Consider the following 18425-nt stretch of genomic DNA (forward strand, 5'->3'; position numbering starts at 1 on the left):
ACCTAACACCACGCGACCTATTTACTCCTTGCAGGCCTTAACGCTGAGCAAAGAGATTAATAACAAGCAAACTTGGCGTGCTGAGGCGGAATAGGACAATAGATGACGTAAAAAGAACAGTTCACCTCCAGTCCTTTTTCTATGATGAAGTTGGAGTGGTAAAACACTGGCCAATTGGCTGCACGTAGTTTGTTTAGAAAGATTCGAAAAGTGTTCACTTATTCAGGAGAGATCTATGAAAAACAAGGCGCCGAGCAACGGCCGGCAAGAATACAATACCTCGTATACCGTGGGGCAAGACAATATTCGTTTCCTTGGAATGGATATCCTAAACCCGGTATTTAGCACCAGTGCAATCATCATCCTTGCATTTATCATTGCTACCATCATGTTCCCTGCCGATGCCAAAGAGGTATTAATGGGCGCTCGAACATGGTCAATCAATAACTTCGATTGGTTCTTCATAATTTCAGGCAATATTTTTGTCCTATTTTGTATCGCTCTGATTCTGTCCCCTATGGGTAAAATTCGTTTGGGTGGCAGTGAAGCCAAAGCAGAACACTCAACCATTACTTGGTTCTCAATGCTGTTTGCCGCGGGCATGGGTATTGGCTTGATGTTCTGGAGTGTGGCAGAACCAGTGGCTTATTACACTGGCTGGTACGGCACACCGCTTAATGTCACCGCCAACACACCAGAAGCAATGAAAATGGCAATGGGCGCAACCATGTTCCATTGGGGTCTTCACCCTTGGGCGATCTATGCGGTTGTTGCATTGTCACTTGCCTTCTTTGCTTACAACAAAGGCTTACCTCTTACTATTCGCTCTGCTTTCTACCCTTTATTCGGGGAAAAAGTTTGGGGTGTTATCGGTCATGCTATCGATACATTAGCGGTTATCGCCACCATCTTTGGTTTGGCAACCTCCCTTGGTTTTGGTGCTCAACAGGCCGCCAGTGGATTAAACTTCCTATTTAATATCCCGAACACTCTAACCACACAAATTGTGGTGATTTGTGGTGTTACCGCAGTGGCTATTTTCTCTGTAGCTCGTGGCCTTGAAGGCGGCGTGAAGCTATTGAGTAACGTCAACATGATCATCGCGGCTGTGTTTGCAGCGTTTGTTTTGATCATGGGTAATACCGGCGTCATCTTCGGCACCATGGGTACCACTTTAATAGCGTATGTCGAAAACATAGTGCCGCTTGGTAACTGGATTGGCCGTGAAGACCAAACCTTCTACCACGGTTGGACTATCTTCTACTGGGCTTGGTGGATTTCCTGGTCCCCATTTGTAGGTATGTTTATCGCGCGTGTTTCTCGTGGCCGTACGGTTCGTGAGTTCCTAACCGCAGTATTACTTGTGCCTACGGTTGTCTCCATTGTCTGGATGTCTATCTTTGGTGGTTCCGCTCTGGATCAAATCACTCATGGCACTGGCGCTCTGGCTGGTGGCTTAACCGATGTGTCTTTGGCGATGTTTCAAATGCTAGAAGGCTTGCCGCTAACCTCTGTCGCTTCCTTCATTGGTATCGTGCTTGTGTTGGTCTTCTTTGTGACTTCATCTGACTCAGGCTCTCTGGTCATCGACGGTATTACCGCCGGTGGTAAAACAGATGCGCCTATGATTCAGCGTGTTTTCTGGGCGGTATTAGAAGGTGTTATTGCCATTGCCTTGTTGGTTGGCGGCGGCTCAGAAGCCCTGTCAGCGATTCAAGCGGCGGCGGTGACCATCGGCTTACCGTTTACCTTACTGATGCTGGTAATGTGTGTTGCCTTGTTTAAAGGACTGCGTGGCGACATGCATCTTTATAAATAAAGCAGACGATAAACAGTGTTAATACGAGCGGCTTTGGCCGCTCGTATTGTTTTCAGTCGAGAAGTCCTTTATTATTCGCGGCCTCTTAGGGGAGTAATCTTCTTTGCGTTTTGCAAAGATTCTTTGTCAACATAATTGAGCCTCATGCTCGTGGCAAAGAAGTCCAAATTCGAACCACTATCGAATGGGATTGATGAGACTTAAGACAATGACTTGGCTCAGGTGGGCTCAAGTGTGTTGTCTTTTGTTTATCTGCCCACCTAGGAATTCCCAATAATGGAAGCACTCATAACCTCTATCTCTACCGTTGCCCTTGCTGAAATGGGTGACAAAACACAACTTCTTGCTCTCTTTCTTGCTGCCCGTTTTCCATCAAAAACGGCGATTATCTTAGGCATGCTGTTTGCCACGTTAATCAATCACGCCCTGTCTGCCTGGTTTGGTGTTGAGGCGGCGAATTGGATTCCTGCTAGTTGGGTTAACTGGGTGGTGGGTGTCAGTTTTATCGCCGTCGGATTATGGCTGCTGATTCCAGATAAAGACGACAGCGAAGAAGGAAGCATGCTCAAATATGGCGCCTTCACAGCCACGCTTATCTTATTTTTCCTTGCCGAGATTGGCGACAAGACTCAAATTGCTACCGTATTATTAGGGGCACATTATGGGTCGGTTGGCCTGGTTTTACTTGGTTCAACCATTGGTATGATGCTCGCCAATGTCCCCGTGGTCTTTGCCGGCAACTGGATCATGGACCGTATCAACCCAACACTTACCCGTCGACTCGCTTGCGTGCTATTTTTAGTCATGGGGTTAGTCAGTATTATATCGCCAATGCTTTAATCACTAGGAATACGTTATGGATGTCGAATTAACCGAGATAGTAGAAGCACTTTGCCAACACGCGCCTTTTAGTGAGCTTGCTGATGATCCGCAACTGAACGATATGGTCAAGGAAGTAGAGGTTCAGTACTTGCGAGCTGGCGAATGGGCGATCCAACCTGGCATACTCAATCACACTCTATTCTTCATCCGTAGCGGCGCTGTTGAAGCCCTTAGCAAAGAACAAAAGCTGATTCGGCGTATGAATGAAGGGGAGCTGTTTGGTTACGCTTCTCTTCTACGTGGCGGTAAATTCTCTCAATCAATGCGCGCGATTGAAGACAGCCTACTTTATCGTATTCCCGCTCGCTGGTTCTTAAAACTCTACGAAGAAAACGATAGTTTTTCTGATTTTTTCGAACTTGAACAAGAAGTTAGACTAAAAGTGGCGATGGAATCCCAGAGCTCTGGCATCTCTTTGATGACCTGCCCTATTGTTAGTCTGCTGCGCCGAAATCCCATCACGATTGGTATCGATGGGAATATTCGCATGGCCGCAAAAATGATGGCGGATAACAAAGTATCCAGCCTCCTCATCATGGAAAACGACATCTTAGTTGGCATTTTAACAGACCGCGACCTACGTAACCGTGTCGTCGCAGCGGGATTGGATTACGATACGCCAGTGGGTCAAGTGATGACGGTTGATCCTGTCACCATGGACAGTGGCGATTATGCGGCTGAAGCCGTATTGAAGATGATGGAAAAAAACATTCATCACATTCCCATCCTGAAGGGAAGTCAGCCCGTTGGTGTGGTCAGTACCGGCGATATTATCCAAGCGGAAAGCCACGGCAGTATTTATCTGATTAGCGACATTTACAAGCAAACCAGCATTGAAGGATTGCAGGCGATCAGCCGCAAAATGACGCACACCTTTACTCAGCTGGTCCTCGCTGATGCCAATACCCAAATGATCGGTAATGCCATGTCCCATATTGGCACCGCGTTTGTAAAACGCTTACTGAAGTTGGGCGAAGAGAAATTTGGTAAGCCGCCTGTGCCCTACTGTTTTGTCGCACTAGGCTCTCAAGCACGCGAAGAACAAACCATTAAAACCGACCAAGACAACGCGCTGATTTTAAGCAATCACTATGATCCTAAAGCGCATGGTGAATACTTTGAAAAGCTAAGCGACTGGGTCTGCAAAAGCCTAGATATGTGTGGTTATCCTCTGTGCACTGGCGATGTTATGGCGTCTAACACGCTTTGGCGTCAACCGCTGAATCAGTGGAAAAAATATTTCAGCGACTGGATCAAAGAACCTAAGGCCGAAGCCTTGTTACATTTGTCTATTTTCTTTGATTTAAAAGGAATATACGGTGACAAGTACTTAGCGAAGGATCTAAGTCGACACATACGAAAAGAAGCAAAAGCCAACCCAGGCTTTCTGACTTTTATGGCACGTAACGCGAACCAGCGAAAACCGCCGCTCGGCTTCTTTCGACAATTTGTATTGGACGGCGAAGGGAAACAGTCTCGAACCTTTAACCTGAAAGAAAGAGGCATTGCCCCGATCATAGACATTGTCCGAGTGCATGCCTTAGCCTGTGGCAGCGACAAGCTAAACACACTAGAACGTTTGGAAGATATCGACAACGCGGGCTTGTTACCTGATGGCCGCGCGAAGGACTTGGCTCTGGCCTTAGAAATGATTGGCATGGTGCGCATTCGCAGCCAAAAAGATCAGATCGAAAAAGAGCTCGTCGTGACCAACCACGTTAACCCTGCCCTGTTATCATCGTTTGAAAAACGGCACCTACGAGACGCGTTCCACATCGTCGAAAGACAGCAGGAGTTTATTAAATTTCGCTATGCTGGGAAGCGTAGTTAGATGTTTACGCGACTGATGACCGCCATTAAAGGACCCAAAGCTCAACCGGTCCAAGATTGGCAAGCGATGTTCAAGCAATGGGCTAAAGAGGCGCCAGAGGGCCCTCTTAAACGTTATTATGAAGCAGGGACAATCGCGCTAGACACACCATTAAAAGAAGCCCCTTTGTTGGCGCTGGATTTAGAAACCACCGGACTTGACCCACTCAAGGATGAAATCATCAGCTTAGGGTGTGTGCCGATGGATCATAAAATCATTCGCTGCCAAGGTGCTGGGTATTGGATGGCAAAGCCAGAACGTACCCTTAATGCCGAGTCGGTGACCATCCATGAAATCACCCATACGGAGTTAGCCGAAGCGCCGCCTTTGCACCGCATCCTCAATGAGATTCTTAACGTGCTCTCAGGCAAGGTCGTCGTGGTTCACTGCGTGTCTATCGAACGTGAATTTCTACGCGAAGCGGCGTTAAATGTGTATGGTTTCCCTTTGTACTTTCCCGTCCTAGACACCATGCAAATAGAACATCTGGCGCAAAATAAAACCCCTTGGTGGAAGCGCATCATCGCCAGACAGCCATCGTTACGCTTAGACGCTTGTCGCCAACGCTATCACCTACCACGTTACAAAGCTCATCATGCTCTCACCGATGCCTTATCTTCCGCAGAGTTGCTGCAAGCACAGATTAGCTACCACCTTGATCCAGAGGCTAACATCTCCGCCTATTGGCTCTAATAAAAAAGCGAGGTGTATGACCAGCACACACCTCGCTGTTAGACATTGCTTAGCAATTGATCAGCGCCTCTAAAACAAGCAGCGCATCAATCACTCACCTTTACATTAAAAGGTACTCAGACGCGCTTGCGCTTGCTCAAGCGTAGGCAAAGAAGGATACGCGCCAAGTTTGGTCACTGAGTCGGCACCGCAGGCGGCCGCAAAACGAATAATGTCCGTCAGTTGTGCTTGTGATAGTGCCGCCAAAGAATCGCTGTCACCACCTTGCTCCGCCAATTGATACAGCAAGCCGCCAACAAAAGCATCACCGGCAGCCGTCGTATCTTTTACGTCCACTTTTGGCGTCACAACTTCGCCTTTGCCTTGTGCTTTACTGTAAAAACGAATGGAATTACCACCGTCAGTTAACACAAACAAGGTCACGCCAGCGGCTAGGCTCTCATCAATCAAGGCAAATGGGTCATCCGCTAGTACTGCTAACTCTTCTAGGCTGGCTTTAACCACGTCACCACTTTGCATCCAGTCAATCACCCGCTGGGTATCGACGTTATGGTCAGGCCAAAGGTTAATACGCAAGTTTACATCGATACTGACGACCCAATTTGCGGCACGCGCCATCCGAATACCAGCCAAGGTCGCTTGAGTAATCGACTCGTCTGTTAAAGTATTAGAGCAGGTGTGGAACACGCCGTGTCCTTCAAACCAAGCAGGTTTAAAGTCAGCTTCACGGAATAACATGTCCGCAGAAGGGTTACGATAAAACTCAAAACTACGCTCACCTGTATTGTCTAAGCTAACAAACGCCAAGGCTGTTTTTGCCTCGTTTGTCATCAGCATGCTGTCCGTCACCACACCATAGCTTTCAAGAGAACTTTTTAGAAAGTGACCAAACGCATCGTCGCCTACTTGCCCAGCAAAATGACTATTGCCACCAAGCTGTGCTGCAGCAACGGCGACATTCGCCGGTGCACCGCCAGGGAATTTAGTAAAAGATTCCAGTTCGCCAGCTTGTGTCGCGCCGTTAGAAAGGAAGTCGATCAGGGCTTCGCCGAACGCCATTATTTTTGTCGTCATCTTGTGATTCTCTATATTGAGCTATGAGGTCTGAAAGGTGAAAAATTATGCAGGGAGACGAAAATTAAATCAATTTAATTTATTTAATTGACTTCGCTATCCTCGATCATTGTAACAATTGGTTCCTTTTGGGTTTCTTGTTAGACTGAAACTTCTCTGCATAACTTTACTGCCTTTCACTGAGAATAATAATGACGAAAGCCAAATGTATCTACGTCGTTGACGACGATGACGACATTCGTACCTTGCTACAAACCTACCTAGAGAAACACCAGTTTCAGGTTTTAACCGCAGAGTCTGGCGAAGCGTTTCTGGCCGATTTCAAACCTTCTCAAGACGTCGACTTAGTGATTCTCGACATCATGCTACCGGGGCAAGATGGCTTTTCCGTATGCCGTTCATTACGCACCCAATCGCAAGTGCCCGTGATTATGCTGACTGCGAACTCAGACGAGATGGACCGCATTATTGGCCTAGAAATTGGCGCCGACGATTACCTGGCTAAGCCGTTTAACCCAAGAGAGTTGCTGGCGCGCATCAAAGCCATTTTACGACGCATGGAACACACCGAAATAGTAGAAGCGCCTAATGTGGCTCAACGCTTTTATCATTTCTCTCAGTTCACCTTAGACACCCTCTCTAGAGAACTGAATTACCAGAACGAGAAAGAGTCTTTGTCTGGCGCGGATTACAATCTGCTCATGCTTTTTTTGGCAAGCCCTGGCAAAGTACTTACCCGAGAACACATTGCAGAAAATACTCGCGGCCGTGATAGCGCGCCCCTAGATCGTTTTATTGATGTGCATGTCAGCCGCTTACGTCAACGCCTGCGTGAAGACGCAAGACAGCCCCAGCTGATTAAAACCGTTCGAGGCCAAGGCTATATTTTAACCGCCGATGTAATGACATCCGATATGGCACATGTGGATGAGTCGCATTAATAAGCGCATTAAGCGCTGGTCTAACTCCCTCACAGGGCAGATCCTCATCATCATGGCGTTGGGCGTGGCTAGTGCGCAGTTTATTAGCTCGACCATTTGGCTTCGTCAGCTGAATTCTGATACAGAGAAAAACGTACTCGAAGTATCAAGGCATATGTCATACCGTATCGCCTCTACCGTCAGCTACTTCACTTCATTGCCACGCAACTACCGCCACATTGTCATTGATCAATTACAAAGCATGGGGGGAACGCGCTTTTTCGTGACTCTCAATCGTGAAGAAATCCGCATTAACGAGCTTCACGACTCCCCCTTAATGGACATAGTAAAGAACCAAGTAGAATCAACCTTGGTCAAACAGCTCGGCATCCACAACGCCAAAATTGCCTTTTCTAGCCCAGACGACCTACACGTCATCAATAACCACACGCTCTTAACCGATTTGCCAGAGCGATGGGGGAATCACAGCTTATTAGTCAAACCTCTCACGCCGCCCATTATCATTATTCAAATCCCGATTAACGACAAAGACTGGTTATACCTCGCCAGCTTAATGCCCGACCCATACTTTTTGGATGGCACCTCCGCCCTCACCGGTGAACGCCTCTTTACCATGACAGTCTCGGTGATCACTGTGCTGTTACTTAGCCTGTTGATTCTGCGTCGGGTGACTCGCCCACTCGCCATGCTAGCCAGAGCCGCAGAGCGCTTTGGTCAAGGCGATTCAAAACCTCTAAAGGAATACGGCAGTGTGGAAGTGCGCAATACCGCACGCGCCTTTAACGACATGCAGGCACGGATTCAACGCTATTTGAATGACAGAGAACGACTGTTTGCGTCCATCTCTCATGATTTAAAAACGCCTATTACTCGACTGCGGCTGAGAGCGGAGTTACTCGATGAAGACGACACCCGAGAAGCGATGATTCGAGACTTAGAAGATCTGGATATGTTGGTAAAAGGGGCATTACAAAGCGTAAAAGAAACCGATATTCACGAAAATCGTGTCGAACTGGATATTTTACGCATGTTAAAAGACATGCAAAGCACCGCCAATTTAAGCACAGAAAAACTCACCATTAGCGGCCAATTAAACCACCCTTATATAGGCAAACCTCTCGCCATTAAACGCTGTTTGGGCAACCTGATCGACAACGCACTGTATTACGGAGCAAAGGCCACGGTATTAATAGAAGACAGTGAGAATGATCTTTGTATTCGCATTTGCGATCAGGGTCCGGGGATTCCAAGTGAACAAATAGACAAAATGTTCCAGCCTTATACTCGCCTCACGCCAGATCATTCAGGTCACCCAGGCGGCATGGGCTTAGGGCTCAGTATTGCGAGGAACATTGCTCGAGCACATGGCGGTGAAGTCGTTTTGAGCAACCTGCCAGAAAAAGGGTTAGAAGCTCGGCTATGGTTGCCAAGGCACTGAATAAAAGGCTTTTTTTACTCAACACACAGTGCAAGTTTATGCACATTGTTAAGAGAAAAACCGCAAAAAAAGTCAATTATTCTCTCTTTTACTATCCGTTTTCCTTCAAATCGCCGCGCTTTTGCAAGACTTTGTTACATTTGGTTGCTCTATCTTACCCATCAACAGCAAGCGCTCTGCTAAATTGAGACTCTTGATAAGGTATCTTGCGTAGATGCCCTTCAAGTTAACAATAAACCAAGCCTTCAGCGCTTGGATACCATAAAAATAACAAAGGTCACTATCATGAAGAAAATTGCATTAGGCTTGTCTACCGTGGCACTCGCGTTGGCAGCAGCCAACAGCCAAGCAGGTGAAGTAGAAGTACTTCACTGGTGGACATCGGGCAGTGAAGCAACAGCAATCAACGTTCTGAAACAAGAAATGGAAGATGCTGGCGACACTTGGAAAGACTTTGCCGTCGCCGGTGGTGGTGGTGAATCCGCTATGACCGTTCTAAAATCCCGCGCTATTGCAGGCAACCCTCCAGCCGCAGCACAAATCAAAGGCCCTACTATCCAAGAATGGGGCGATCTAGGTTTCTTAGCAAATATAGACGATGTCGCAAAAGCGGGACACTGGGATCAAATTCTTCCTCCTGTGGTTAGTAATGTCATGAAATACGATGGTCATTATGTTGCGGCACCAGTCAACGTACACCGTGTGAACTGGTTGTGGGCAAACCCAGATGTATTCCGTAAAGCGGGCGCATCGATTCCAACCACTTGGGACCAATTCTTTGTCGCGGCTGACAAAATCAAAAAAGCCGGTTTCATTCCTCTCGCTCATGGCGGCCAAGCATGGCAAGACGCAACACTATTCGAAGCCATTGCTCTTTCAGAAGGAACCGATTTCTATAAAGCGGCTTTCATCGACCTAAAAGACGATGCGCTTAAAGGTCCGAAAATGATCGACGCACTAACGACCTTCAAAAAGATGCGTCAATACGTCGACCCAGGTTTCTCTGGCCGAGACTGGAACGTAGCAACCTCTTTGGTTATCAACGGTAAAGCGGCGATGCAGGTCATGGGTGACTGGGCAAAAGGCGAATTTACTTCAGCGGGCAAAAAACCAGGTATCGATTACATCTGTGTACCAGCACCGGGCACCAGTGGTCAATACACGTTTAACATCGACTCTCTTGCGATGTTCCAAGTCGATGGCAAAGACACACAAAAAGCCCAAAAAGACTTGGCTCGTTTGATTCTTGAGCCTAAATTCCAAGAAACCTTCAACTTAGCGAAAGGGTCTATCCCAGTACGTTTAGGCATGCCTCGAGATAAATTCGATACTTGTGCCGACTCGTCTATGGACGCCTTCAATGCCGCATCCGCGTCTGGCGATCTATTGCCAAGCATGGCTCACGGCATGGCAGTGAACTCTATGGTTCAAGGCGCTATGTTTGATGTCATCACAAACTTCTTCAACACAGAAAGCATGACGCCAGAACAAGCGGCTGACAAATTGGCCCGCGCTGTTAAAGCAAGCATGTAATCATCACCACCTGCTCGCGAGGCTGACCGCCGGTCAGCCTCTTTATTTCTCCTTTGTAGTGAAGTAATCAATTATGAATACTAACACCGCCAATTCTGGGTCAAAAAAGACTCAGTCAGGACGCTCTGCGCGCTTCAGTTTGGCCGATTGGATGCCTAAAATTGTACTCGCGCCAACCATGATCATCGCCATTGTGTGTATTTATGGCTACATGATTTGGAGCGCCGTGCTCTCTTTTACTAACTCTCGTATGCTGCCTTCGTACAAATTCGTTGGCTGGGATCAATACGAGCGCTTGTTTAACAACGACCGTTGGATGGTGGCGCTGACTAACCTCGGCATCTTCGGCAGCTTGTTTATTTTGATCTGTTTATTCCTTGGCATCATGTTAGCCATTTTCCTAGATCAGAAAATCCGTGCAGAAGGCGCGCTTCGAACCATTTACCTTTACCCAATGGCGATCTCATTTATCGTGACTGGTACCGCCTGGAAGTGGTTATTAAACCCAACCAATGGCATTCAAAAGCTGATGATAGACATGGGCTTTGAGAACTTTAAATTTGATTGGCTCACCAACCCCGACATGGTGGTGTACTGTTTGGTTATTGCGGCCGTCTGGCAAGCCTCTGGTTTTGTAATGGCGCTTTTCTTAGCGGGTCTGCGTGGCGTAGATGGTGACTTAATCAAAGCCGCTCATCTTGATGGTGCCAGCACCTTTACCACCTATCGCCGTATTATTTTACCGTCGCTAAAACCTGTTTTCTTCAGTGCTTTGGTGATCTTGTCCCACATAGCAATTAAGAGTTTCGACTTGGTTCAAGCGCTAACCAATGGCGGTCCAGGTTACGCGTCTGACTTACCGGCTAACTTCATGTACACCTACACCTTCACTCGTAGCCAAATAGGTATGGGCTCGGCATCAGCAATGGTGATGCTAGGCTGTATCTTGGCGATCTTAGTCCCTTATTTGTACTCAGAGTTACGAGGTGAAAAAAATGAAAAATAACCCAGTCGCTCGTAAAACATCCGGCGTTAGCAAGGTGTTGCGCATCGCCTTATATACGGTGCTTTTGGCAATGGCCTTTTTCTACCTGATGCCACTGGTCATCATGTTAATTACCTCCTTAAAAGACTCAGAAGAAGTGCGTAACGGTACATTATTGTCGTTACCGGCTTATTTGCATTTCGACTCTTGGACTAAAGCCTGGTCTGGCGCCTGTACTGGCAGTACTTGTACGGGGATTTCCCCATACTTTTTGAACTCTTTTAAAATTGTGATTCCTGCAGTGGCGATCTCCACCTTGCTGGGCGCGATCAACGGTTACGTTATTTCTTTATGGAAATTCCGTGGCAGTGACCTGTTCTTTGCCGCCTTGTTACTTGGCTGTTTTATCCCTTTCCAAGTGGTATTACTGCCAATGGCACAGACACTAGGTTGGTTAGGCATTGCCAGTTCAACCACAGGTTTGGTCTTTGTGCATGTGGTCTACGGTGTGGCGTTTACAACGCTCTTCTTCCGTAACTTCTATCAGTCTATTCCAGGCGAATTGGTCAAAGCGGCACGTCTTGATGGCGCCGGTTTCTTTACCATTTTCTATCGCATTATTTTGCCGGTTTCTACACCGATTATCGTCGTGACCGTCATCTGGCAATTCACACAAATTTGGAACGATTTCTTATTTGGTGTGGCGTTCTCTGGCTTTGACTCTCAACCCGTCACCGTTGCCTTGAACAACCTAGTGAATACCAGCTTTGGTGGTAAAGAATATAACGTCGATATGGCCGCTGCCATCATCGCGGCCTTGCCAACCATAGTCGTTTACGTATTAGCAGGAAAATACTTCGTCCGTGGCTTAACCGCCGGTGCCGTAAAAGGTTAACAACACCGCTCGCGCCTATACATTTTTTCACTGCGCGGGCGATTTAGACAGAATTTGGAGCAATAACATGGCAAACCTAACCATAGATAACGTTAAAAAAAGCTACGGTAAAACCGAGATTCTAAAAGGCATTAACATTTCCATCGAAGCCGGTGAATTCTTAATTTTGGTGGGACCATCAGGTTGTGGTAAATCCACTTTGATGAATTCCATCGCCGGACTAGAAGACGTCACGGAAGGTCGCATTCTGATCGACGATAAAGACGTCACCTACACCAGCCCAAAAGACCGTGATATCGCCATGGTGTTTCAATCTTATGCCTTGTACCCAAACATGACGGTAGAGCAAAATATCTCGTTTGGTTTAGAAATGCGCAAAGTACCAAAGGCAGACCGCGACGTAGAAATACAGCGCGTTGCTGAACTGTTACAAATTAGTCACTTGCTCGATCGTAAGCCGGCACAATTATCAGGCGGCCAACGCCAACGTGTGGCGATGGGACGTGCGCTTGCTCGCCGCCCTCAGCTGTACTTATTCGATGAGCCGCTTTCTAACCTAGACGCAAAACTGCGTGTCGAAATGCGTACCGAAATTAAAAAACTGCACAAGAAACTCGGCACAACCATTGTCTACGTAACCCATGACCAAATCGAAGCCATGACCTTGGCCGACCGTATTGCGGTCATGAAAGACGGTGAAGTGCAGCAGCTTGGCACCCCACAAGAAATCTATGACAACCCAGCCAACTTGTTTGTGGCCGGATTTATGGGGTCTCCGGCGATGAACTTCATCCCGGCAAAAGTCGTCGATCAAAATGGTACACCAATGCTAGAGCTAGCGGCCAACACCACCACGGCGATTCCATTCCCAAGACCTGAATCGCTGAAAAGCCGCATAGGGGAAACCGTTTTACTGGGTCTGCGTCCAGAAATGATTACCGAACCACAACCTCATAAAGAGGGCCAAGAGTTTGTTATGACCACTGGCGTAGAAGTAGAAGTAACGGAGCCAATGGGTGCCGACACCATGATCATCACCCGAATCAATGATGCGGAAATTAACTGTCGCTCTAACCCAAGCTACCTTGCTGAGCCGGGCTCTGTGATCGACATGATGTTTGATACCTCTAAAGCCGTTATTTTTGAACCAAAGACAGGCCATCGTTTGGATATTTAAGCGATTTTAGGAACATCTAGGCGTTCTAATAAACGTCTAGGTGTTTCTTGGGTCGCACTTAAACAGGTTTGATGGATTCTAAGCCTCTTTTTGCTAGACCCTAATCTCTTTTAGAGAGTACCTAATCTCTTTTTGCTAGATCCTAATCTCTTTTTGATAGTACCTAAGCACTATTTTCGCCAACCTTCGGGTTGGCTTTTTTTGGCCTTCATTCTCTACGCACCCCCCTTTTTCAGCCAGTACTCGCCGCTCTTTACAAGATAGTGTCTCGAATTCATTCCCCATTTGCGTTACCTTCCCATATTAATCCCCATCGTAATGTCACGGAGCCTATTCCGCATTCATTCAAGGGGCGCACGCATGGCGCATCATCACGATCTTAAAGGAACCAAGACATGAAACGACTCTCTCGCTTTATGCACCACCTCATCATTTTTAGTGTTATTGCTCTGATAGCGGGCTGTACCGTGATGACGCCACGGCAACCAGATTGGCAGCCAGGCAAGGAATACCACCTCACCATCTTGCACACCAATGATCATCACGGGCATTTCTGGAAAAATAGCCAAGGCGAATACGGCATGGCAGCGCGTAAAACCTTGGTCGATAATATTCGCGAAGAAGTCGCCTTAGATGACGCGCACATGCTATTGCTCTCTGGCGGAGACATTAATACCGGCGTGCCTGAGTCCGATTTGCAAAATGCAGAGCCCGATTTTAAAGGCATGCGCCTACTCGGCTACGACGCTATGGCGATAGGCAACCATGAATTCGATAACACCTTACCAGTGCTGAGAAAGCAGCAAGAGTGGGCTGGATTTCCTTTTCTTTCGGCCAATGTGTTCGACAAAAACACCGGTGACCCCTTGTTTCAGGCTTATAAAATCTTTCAAGAAGGGGACCTTAAAGTGGCGGTTGTCGGTTTCACCACAGACGACACCATCAAGCAAGGAAACCCAGAAAATCTGAAAGGCGTCGAAATTCGTTCTCCAATCGAAGTCGCCAAAAAACTCATTCCTGAACTGCGTAAGCAAGCCGATCTCATCATCGCTGTGACGCATATGGGCCATTATGATAATGGTCAACACGGTAGCAACGCTCCTGGTGATGTCGCCTTAGCACGAGCCGTACCTGGTATCGATGTGATTGTCGGAGGCCATTCTCAAGACCCTTTATTCAAACCTGACGTGCAAAATGGCACCTTGATTTTACAAGCGCACGAGTGGGGGAAATACCTAGGTCGTCTTGATCTTGTGATCAAAAATGGCGCGATTGTGTCTTCTCACTATAAACTCATCCCTATCAACCTACAGAAGAAAACCGCCGCCTCCGCAGAGGCTAACAACACACGCGCGTTGCTCAACGATAAAATCGCCGAAGACCCCAGCATGATAGCGCTGCTTACGCCTTACCAAGAAAAAGGCCAAAAAGAGCTCAGCGTGAAAGTCGGTGACGCTAACGGACGTTTTATCGGTGATCGACACAGTGTGCGTTACCGCGAGACGAATTTAGGCAATCTAATCGCCCGCGCCATGATGGAAAAAACCAAGGCTGACATTGGCATTATGAACTCAGGAGGCATCCGCGATGACCTTCCTAAAGGTCGAATCACCTACAAAAGCGTTCTCCAAGTACAGCCGTTTGGCAACATGGTGTCCTACATCGACTTTTCTGCGCAGGAACTCACCGATTACTTGTCTGCCGTCGCCTCTATTCCGCCAGGAACCGGTGGCTTCGCTCAGATTCAAGGCGTATCACTGACACTACAAAACGGCAAAGCGACGCACATTAAAGTGAATGGGCAGCCGCTCAATCCAACCCGTCATTATCGGGTGGCACTCAATGAGTTTTCCGCCAGCGGTGGTGACGGTTACCCTAAAATCAGCCAGCACCCGAGCTTTGTGAATTCAGGCTACACCGACGCCGATGTACTGAAAGACTACATCCACGCGCATTCCCCTTTAGCGCCACAAGACTACGCGCCAACTGGCGCGATCAAACGCGAATAAGAAACCCGCTTTTAGCCTAGATATGAGCAACAAAAAAGAGCCGTTCACATTGTGAACGGCTCTTTTTATTGAGGGCGATTTATCATGAAAATTTACGGTTTCGTATGCGTATAAGTCAAAGTCCAAGTTAATGGCTTCGGCAATTTCTCCGACTCTAACGTGGCCGTATATTCCAATGTATTCGCGTCTAACATCTTCCATGTATTGGTGCGTTTACCGCGTTCGGACTCCAGTATGACGTCCACTTCGTTCGCGGTTTGATGGAATGTCGAGAAAATCTCGCGATCATCATCGCCCTGGGTTTTAAAGCGATTTGCATTTAATGGGATCGTCTCTGCTGCTTCTGTATCGCACTGCCACTGCCATTGCTTGGCTTGTGTCGATAGCTGCCATTGGTGACAAATTCTGGCTTCTTTCTCCAGAATCGGCCGCGCTATCATGCGCACAAAAAAGTTCATCTCTTTCGCAACACTGTCTACCGCCGCATCCAGCTTAGCTTGAGTACTGCCAGCGTCTTGCAAATACCACTGACCATCGACTGGCGCCGCAAATACGCTCGAACTTAATCCTATGAGCAGCGATCCTGTTACCATCCACTTTTTCACCGGTACCTCCTTATTCTTATTGTTAGGTAGCCAAGATGATGACAGAGAAGTCCCCCATTGTGAGGGTCAAAAACGCGCACAATAGCTAACATTAACCGCCAGCTGAGATTTGAGCGGCTGCTGTGATGCTGCTTTTAGTATCCATATTCGATGGTAACGGGGCATCGTTGAGCAACAAGGCTGTCGCTGTATCGACCTCTACTGGGCGCGAAAAGTAGTAGCCTTGGAAGCGTGAGCAACCAATGCGCATTAGAATGTCTTTTTCTTCGCCATGCTCCACGCCTTCTGCCAATACGGAAAGGTTCATGTGGCTGGCCATGGATATGATGGTATTGATAATCACATGACTGTTGGGGTCGCTGGAAATATCCCTCACAAACGACTGATCTATTTTTAATTGATCAAGCGGTAGGTGCTGCAGATAGCGCAGAGACGAATACCCAGTCCCAAAATCGTCGATGGAGAAATGTACGTTTTTCTCCTTAAGACTGCGCATTTTTGCCGCAACAGAAGTAATGCTCTCTACCAACATACCTTCGGTGATTTCGAGATCTAATAAATTAGGGTCAATATTGGTTCGTTCGATGACATCTTGAATGGTGTCGACAAAACTGTCTTTGGCGAATTGAGAAGGGCTAATATTGATTGCCAACGCCTTAAATCGTGCCGGTAATCCGGCATCTTGCCATATTTTTAACTGATGACATGCCGTGTCTAGTACCCATTGACCTAGCTCGCTAATCAAGCCGATTTCCTCTGCAACGGGGATAAAACGCCCCGGAGGAACCTGCCCTAGCTCCTTATTGTGCCAGCGCAACAAGGCTTCAAAGCCGATGATATAGCCACGATCGTTTACCTGAGGTTGATACACTAAATAAAATTCGTCTTTCTCGAGCGCGTAATGCAATGCCTTTTCCATGGCGAGCCGTTCAGCGGCTGAATTTCTCATCGCATCATTGTAGAAGTGCAAATTGCCACGGCCATTCTCTTTGGCTTGATACATGGCCGTGTCCGCTTTTTGTAAAATGTTCATACCATCGGACTGATCCAACGGAAAGAGACTAATACCAATACTCGCACTGAGTAATATTTCAGTACGGTTCAAGTGAATCGGTCGACTCAAGGCGTCCAATATATCATTCGCTAGGCGCGTCACTTCTGCCTGCGCTTTGTCGCTGTCTGCAGACAAACTGGGCAGCAAAACAACAAACTCATCGCCTCCAATACGAGCCACAACATCCTGCTCTGATAACAACGACTGTACTCGTTTTGCCGTTCTGACTAGAACAGTATCACCCGCATGATGCCCAAGGGAGTCATTGATGCTTTTAAAGCGGTCTAAATCAATAAACAATAAACCGCCAACAACGCCTGATTGTTTTGCTTCTTCTACGGTTTTTTCTAGACGTTCATTAAAAAAGCGACGATTTGGTAATTCGGTTAACGCATCGTAATAAGCCAGATACCTCACTTTCTCTTGGTCTTTTCTACGTTCAGTAATGTCTCGAACAGAGGCCAAAAAGTGCGGTTTTTCATCCAAGAAAATAACGTTACTGCGCACTTCTACAGGAATAAAATGGCCATCACTACGACGGTATTCCGTTTCAAATAATTTAACGTCTTCTGTTCCCGTCAGGCTTAGTTCCATTGACGATAAATGATGTTTAGGATCAATATCTTGGATATTGAGGGTCAGCAAATGCTCTTGGTCGTACCTGAGCAAATGACTCGCTTCGCTGTTGCAGTCCAAAATTCGACCTTTCAAATTCGCCAGCAACATACACTCACTAGACTGATGCAACACCGCTTTAAAGTATGACTCACTCTTTTCTAACTGGCTCTCCACATATTTCTGCTGATGCCACAATGCTGAAAAGGTTCTCGCCAACACACCAAGCTCGTCATCCCGCGACGTTTCTTCAAATTGCAATGTTGTGCTGGAAAGGGTTTTGTCGCTGAGTTGAGACAGCTTTTTAATGAAGCGATTCAAAGGGCGAGAAGTCAGCAAATAGAATAAGGTCATCATCGAAATGCCGAATAACAAGGTCATCGTTATGGTGATGCCCACCAAGCGCACACTTCGTGAAATAAAACTGGCGGTAACCGCACCAACATCCACCACCCCCGTCACTGAGCCGACTGTGATACGGCCATCGTAGTTCAGTGGCAGCACTACCCTCTTGGTTAAACCATTGAATAAGTAATCAGACAGCCAACGAAAGTTCGAGGGTTTAACGGGGCGATAGAGGTAGGCTAATTGATTGCCTAGCTCGTCTTTTAACGTCACTTCTCGAAACACGTCAGACTGAATCAAGCCTGCTAATACTCGTTCAGCCAGACTCGAGTTGAGTGTGTAGGCGGCCTCAGTGGTCGCGCTTTTCACCGTGTTGAATGTCGCCATTATTCGATGATGAATGCTGTCTTTTTCTTCTCGCCAATCCGCAATGATCTGAAACGAGCTCATGATGATACTCAATAGCAGCATTAACCCTAATGCCCACTTT

Annotated in this window: 14 protein-coding genes; 11 read left to right on the forward strand and 3 right to left on the reverse strand. The window is 47.3% G+C overall.

The window, feature by feature from the left end:
• Window positions 1-235 precede the first annotated feature (235 nt).
• The 4 genes from E0D71_RS04670 (at window position 236) to E0D71_RS04685 (ending at window position 5264) form a co-directional block, all read left to right on the forward strand.
• The gene (locus E0D71_RS04670) at window positions 236-1819 is read left to right on the forward strand and encodes a BCCT family transporter (RefSeq protein ID WP_133002163.1); all 1584 of its coding nucleotides are present in this window, start codon (window positions 236-238) and stop codon (window positions 1817-1819) included.
• A gap of 276 nt (window positions 1820-2095) precedes the next feature.
• On the forward strand, window positions 2096-2659 hold the full coding sequence (locus E0D71_RS04675) for a TMEM165/GDT1 family protein (RefSeq protein ID WP_133002164.1): 564 nt from the start codon (window positions 2096-2098) through the stop codon (window positions 2657-2659).
• A gap of 16 nt (window positions 2660-2675) precedes the next feature.
• Window positions 2676-4532, forward strand: a complete 1857-nt coding sequence (locus E0D71_RS04680) for a DUF294 nucleotidyltransferase-like domain-containing protein (protein ID WP_133002165.1) — start codon at window positions 2676-2678, stop codon at window positions 4530-4532.
• Window positions 4533-5264 (forward strand): 3'-5' exonuclease, encoded by a 732-nt coding sequence (locus E0D71_RS04685; RefSeq protein WP_165942952.1) that lies wholly within the window; start codon window positions 4533-4535, stop codon window positions 5262-5264. It begins immediately after the preceding gene.
• A 105-nt stretch (window positions 5265-5369) separates the two neighbouring features.
• On the opposite strand, the gene E0D71_RS04690 is transcribed toward E0D71_RS04685, so the two are convergent.
• Complete coding sequence (locus E0D71_RS04690) at window positions 5370-6338, reverse strand: carbohydrate kinase (RefSeq protein ID WP_133002166.1); 969 nt, start codon at window positions 6336-6338, stop codon at window positions 5370-5372.
• A gap of 191 nt (window positions 6339-6529) precedes the next feature.
• Between E0D71_RS04690 and E0D71_RS04695 the strand changes: the two genes are divergently transcribed.
• The 7 genes from E0D71_RS04695 (at window position 6530) to ushA (ending at window position 15316) form a co-directional block, all read left to right on the forward strand.
• The gene (locus E0D71_RS04695) at window positions 6530-7279 is read left to right on the forward strand and encodes a response regulator transcription factor (protein ID WP_133002167.1); all 750 of its coding nucleotides are present in this window, start codon (window positions 6530-6532) and stop codon (window positions 7277-7279) included.
• Window positions 7266-8717 carry an ATP-binding protein gene (locus E0D71_RS04700; RefSeq protein ID WP_133002168.1) on the forward strand — a complete coding sequence of 484 codons (1452 nt, stop codon included), beginning with the start codon at window positions 7266-7268 and terminating at the stop codon, window positions 8715-8717. The genes E0D71_RS04695 and E0D71_RS04700 overlap by 14 nt, the downstream gene beginning before the upstream one ends.
• A gap of 285 nt (window positions 8718-9002) precedes the next feature.
• Window positions 9003-10250: an ABC transporter substrate-binding protein gene (locus tag E0D71_RS04705; protein WP_133002169.1), complete on the forward strand. Its 1248-nt coding sequence runs from the start codon at window positions 9003-9005 to the stop codon at window positions 10248-10250.
• Window positions 10251-10323: 73 nt separating this feature from the next.
• Entirely contained in the window at window positions 10324-11256 is a 933-nt protein-coding gene (locus E0D71_RS04710) for a sugar ABC transporter permease (protein WP_133002170.1), read from the forward strand.
• Window positions 11246-12130: a carbohydrate ABC transporter permease gene (locus tag E0D71_RS04715; protein ID WP_133002171.1), complete on the forward strand. Its 885-nt coding sequence runs from the start codon at window positions 11246-11248 to the stop codon at window positions 12128-12130. The genes E0D71_RS04710 and E0D71_RS04715 overlap by 11 nt, the downstream gene beginning before the upstream one ends.
• A gap of 67 nt (window positions 12131-12197) precedes the next feature.
• Window positions 12198-13307, forward strand: a complete 1110-nt coding sequence (locus E0D71_RS04720) for an ABC transporter ATP-binding protein (RefSeq protein WP_133002172.1) — start codon at window positions 12198-12200, stop codon at window positions 13305-13307.
• A gap of 395 nt (window positions 13308-13702) precedes the next feature.
• Window positions 13703-15316, forward strand: a complete 1614-nt coding sequence (gene ushA / locus E0D71_RS04725) for a bifunctional UDP-sugar hydrolase/5'-nucleotidase UshA (RefSeq protein ID WP_133002173.1) — start codon at window positions 13703-13705, stop codon at window positions 15314-15316.
• Between the two features lie 92 nt (window positions 15317-15408).
• On the opposite strand, the gene E0D71_RS04730 is transcribed toward ushA, so the two are convergent.
• The gene (locus E0D71_RS04730; RefSeq protein WP_133002174.1) at window positions 15409-15921 is read right to left on the reverse strand and encodes a hypothetical protein; all 513 of its coding nucleotides are present in this window, start codon (window positions 15919-15921) and stop codon (window positions 15409-15411) included.
• A 91-nt stretch (window positions 15922-16012) separates the two neighbouring features.
• A complete protein-coding gene (locus E0D71_RS04735) occupies window positions 16013-18385 on the reverse strand; it encodes an EAL domain-containing protein (RefSeq protein WP_165942953.1) in 2373 nt (790 codons plus the stop codon).
• Between the last annotated feature and the right edge of the window lie 40 nt (window positions 18386-18425).

Source organism: Marinomonas sp. KMM3893 (genome assembly GCF_004352855.1).
Lineage (GTDB): Bacteria > Pseudomonadota > Gammaproteobacteria > Pseudomonadales > Marinomonadaceae > Marinomonas > Marinomonas arenicola.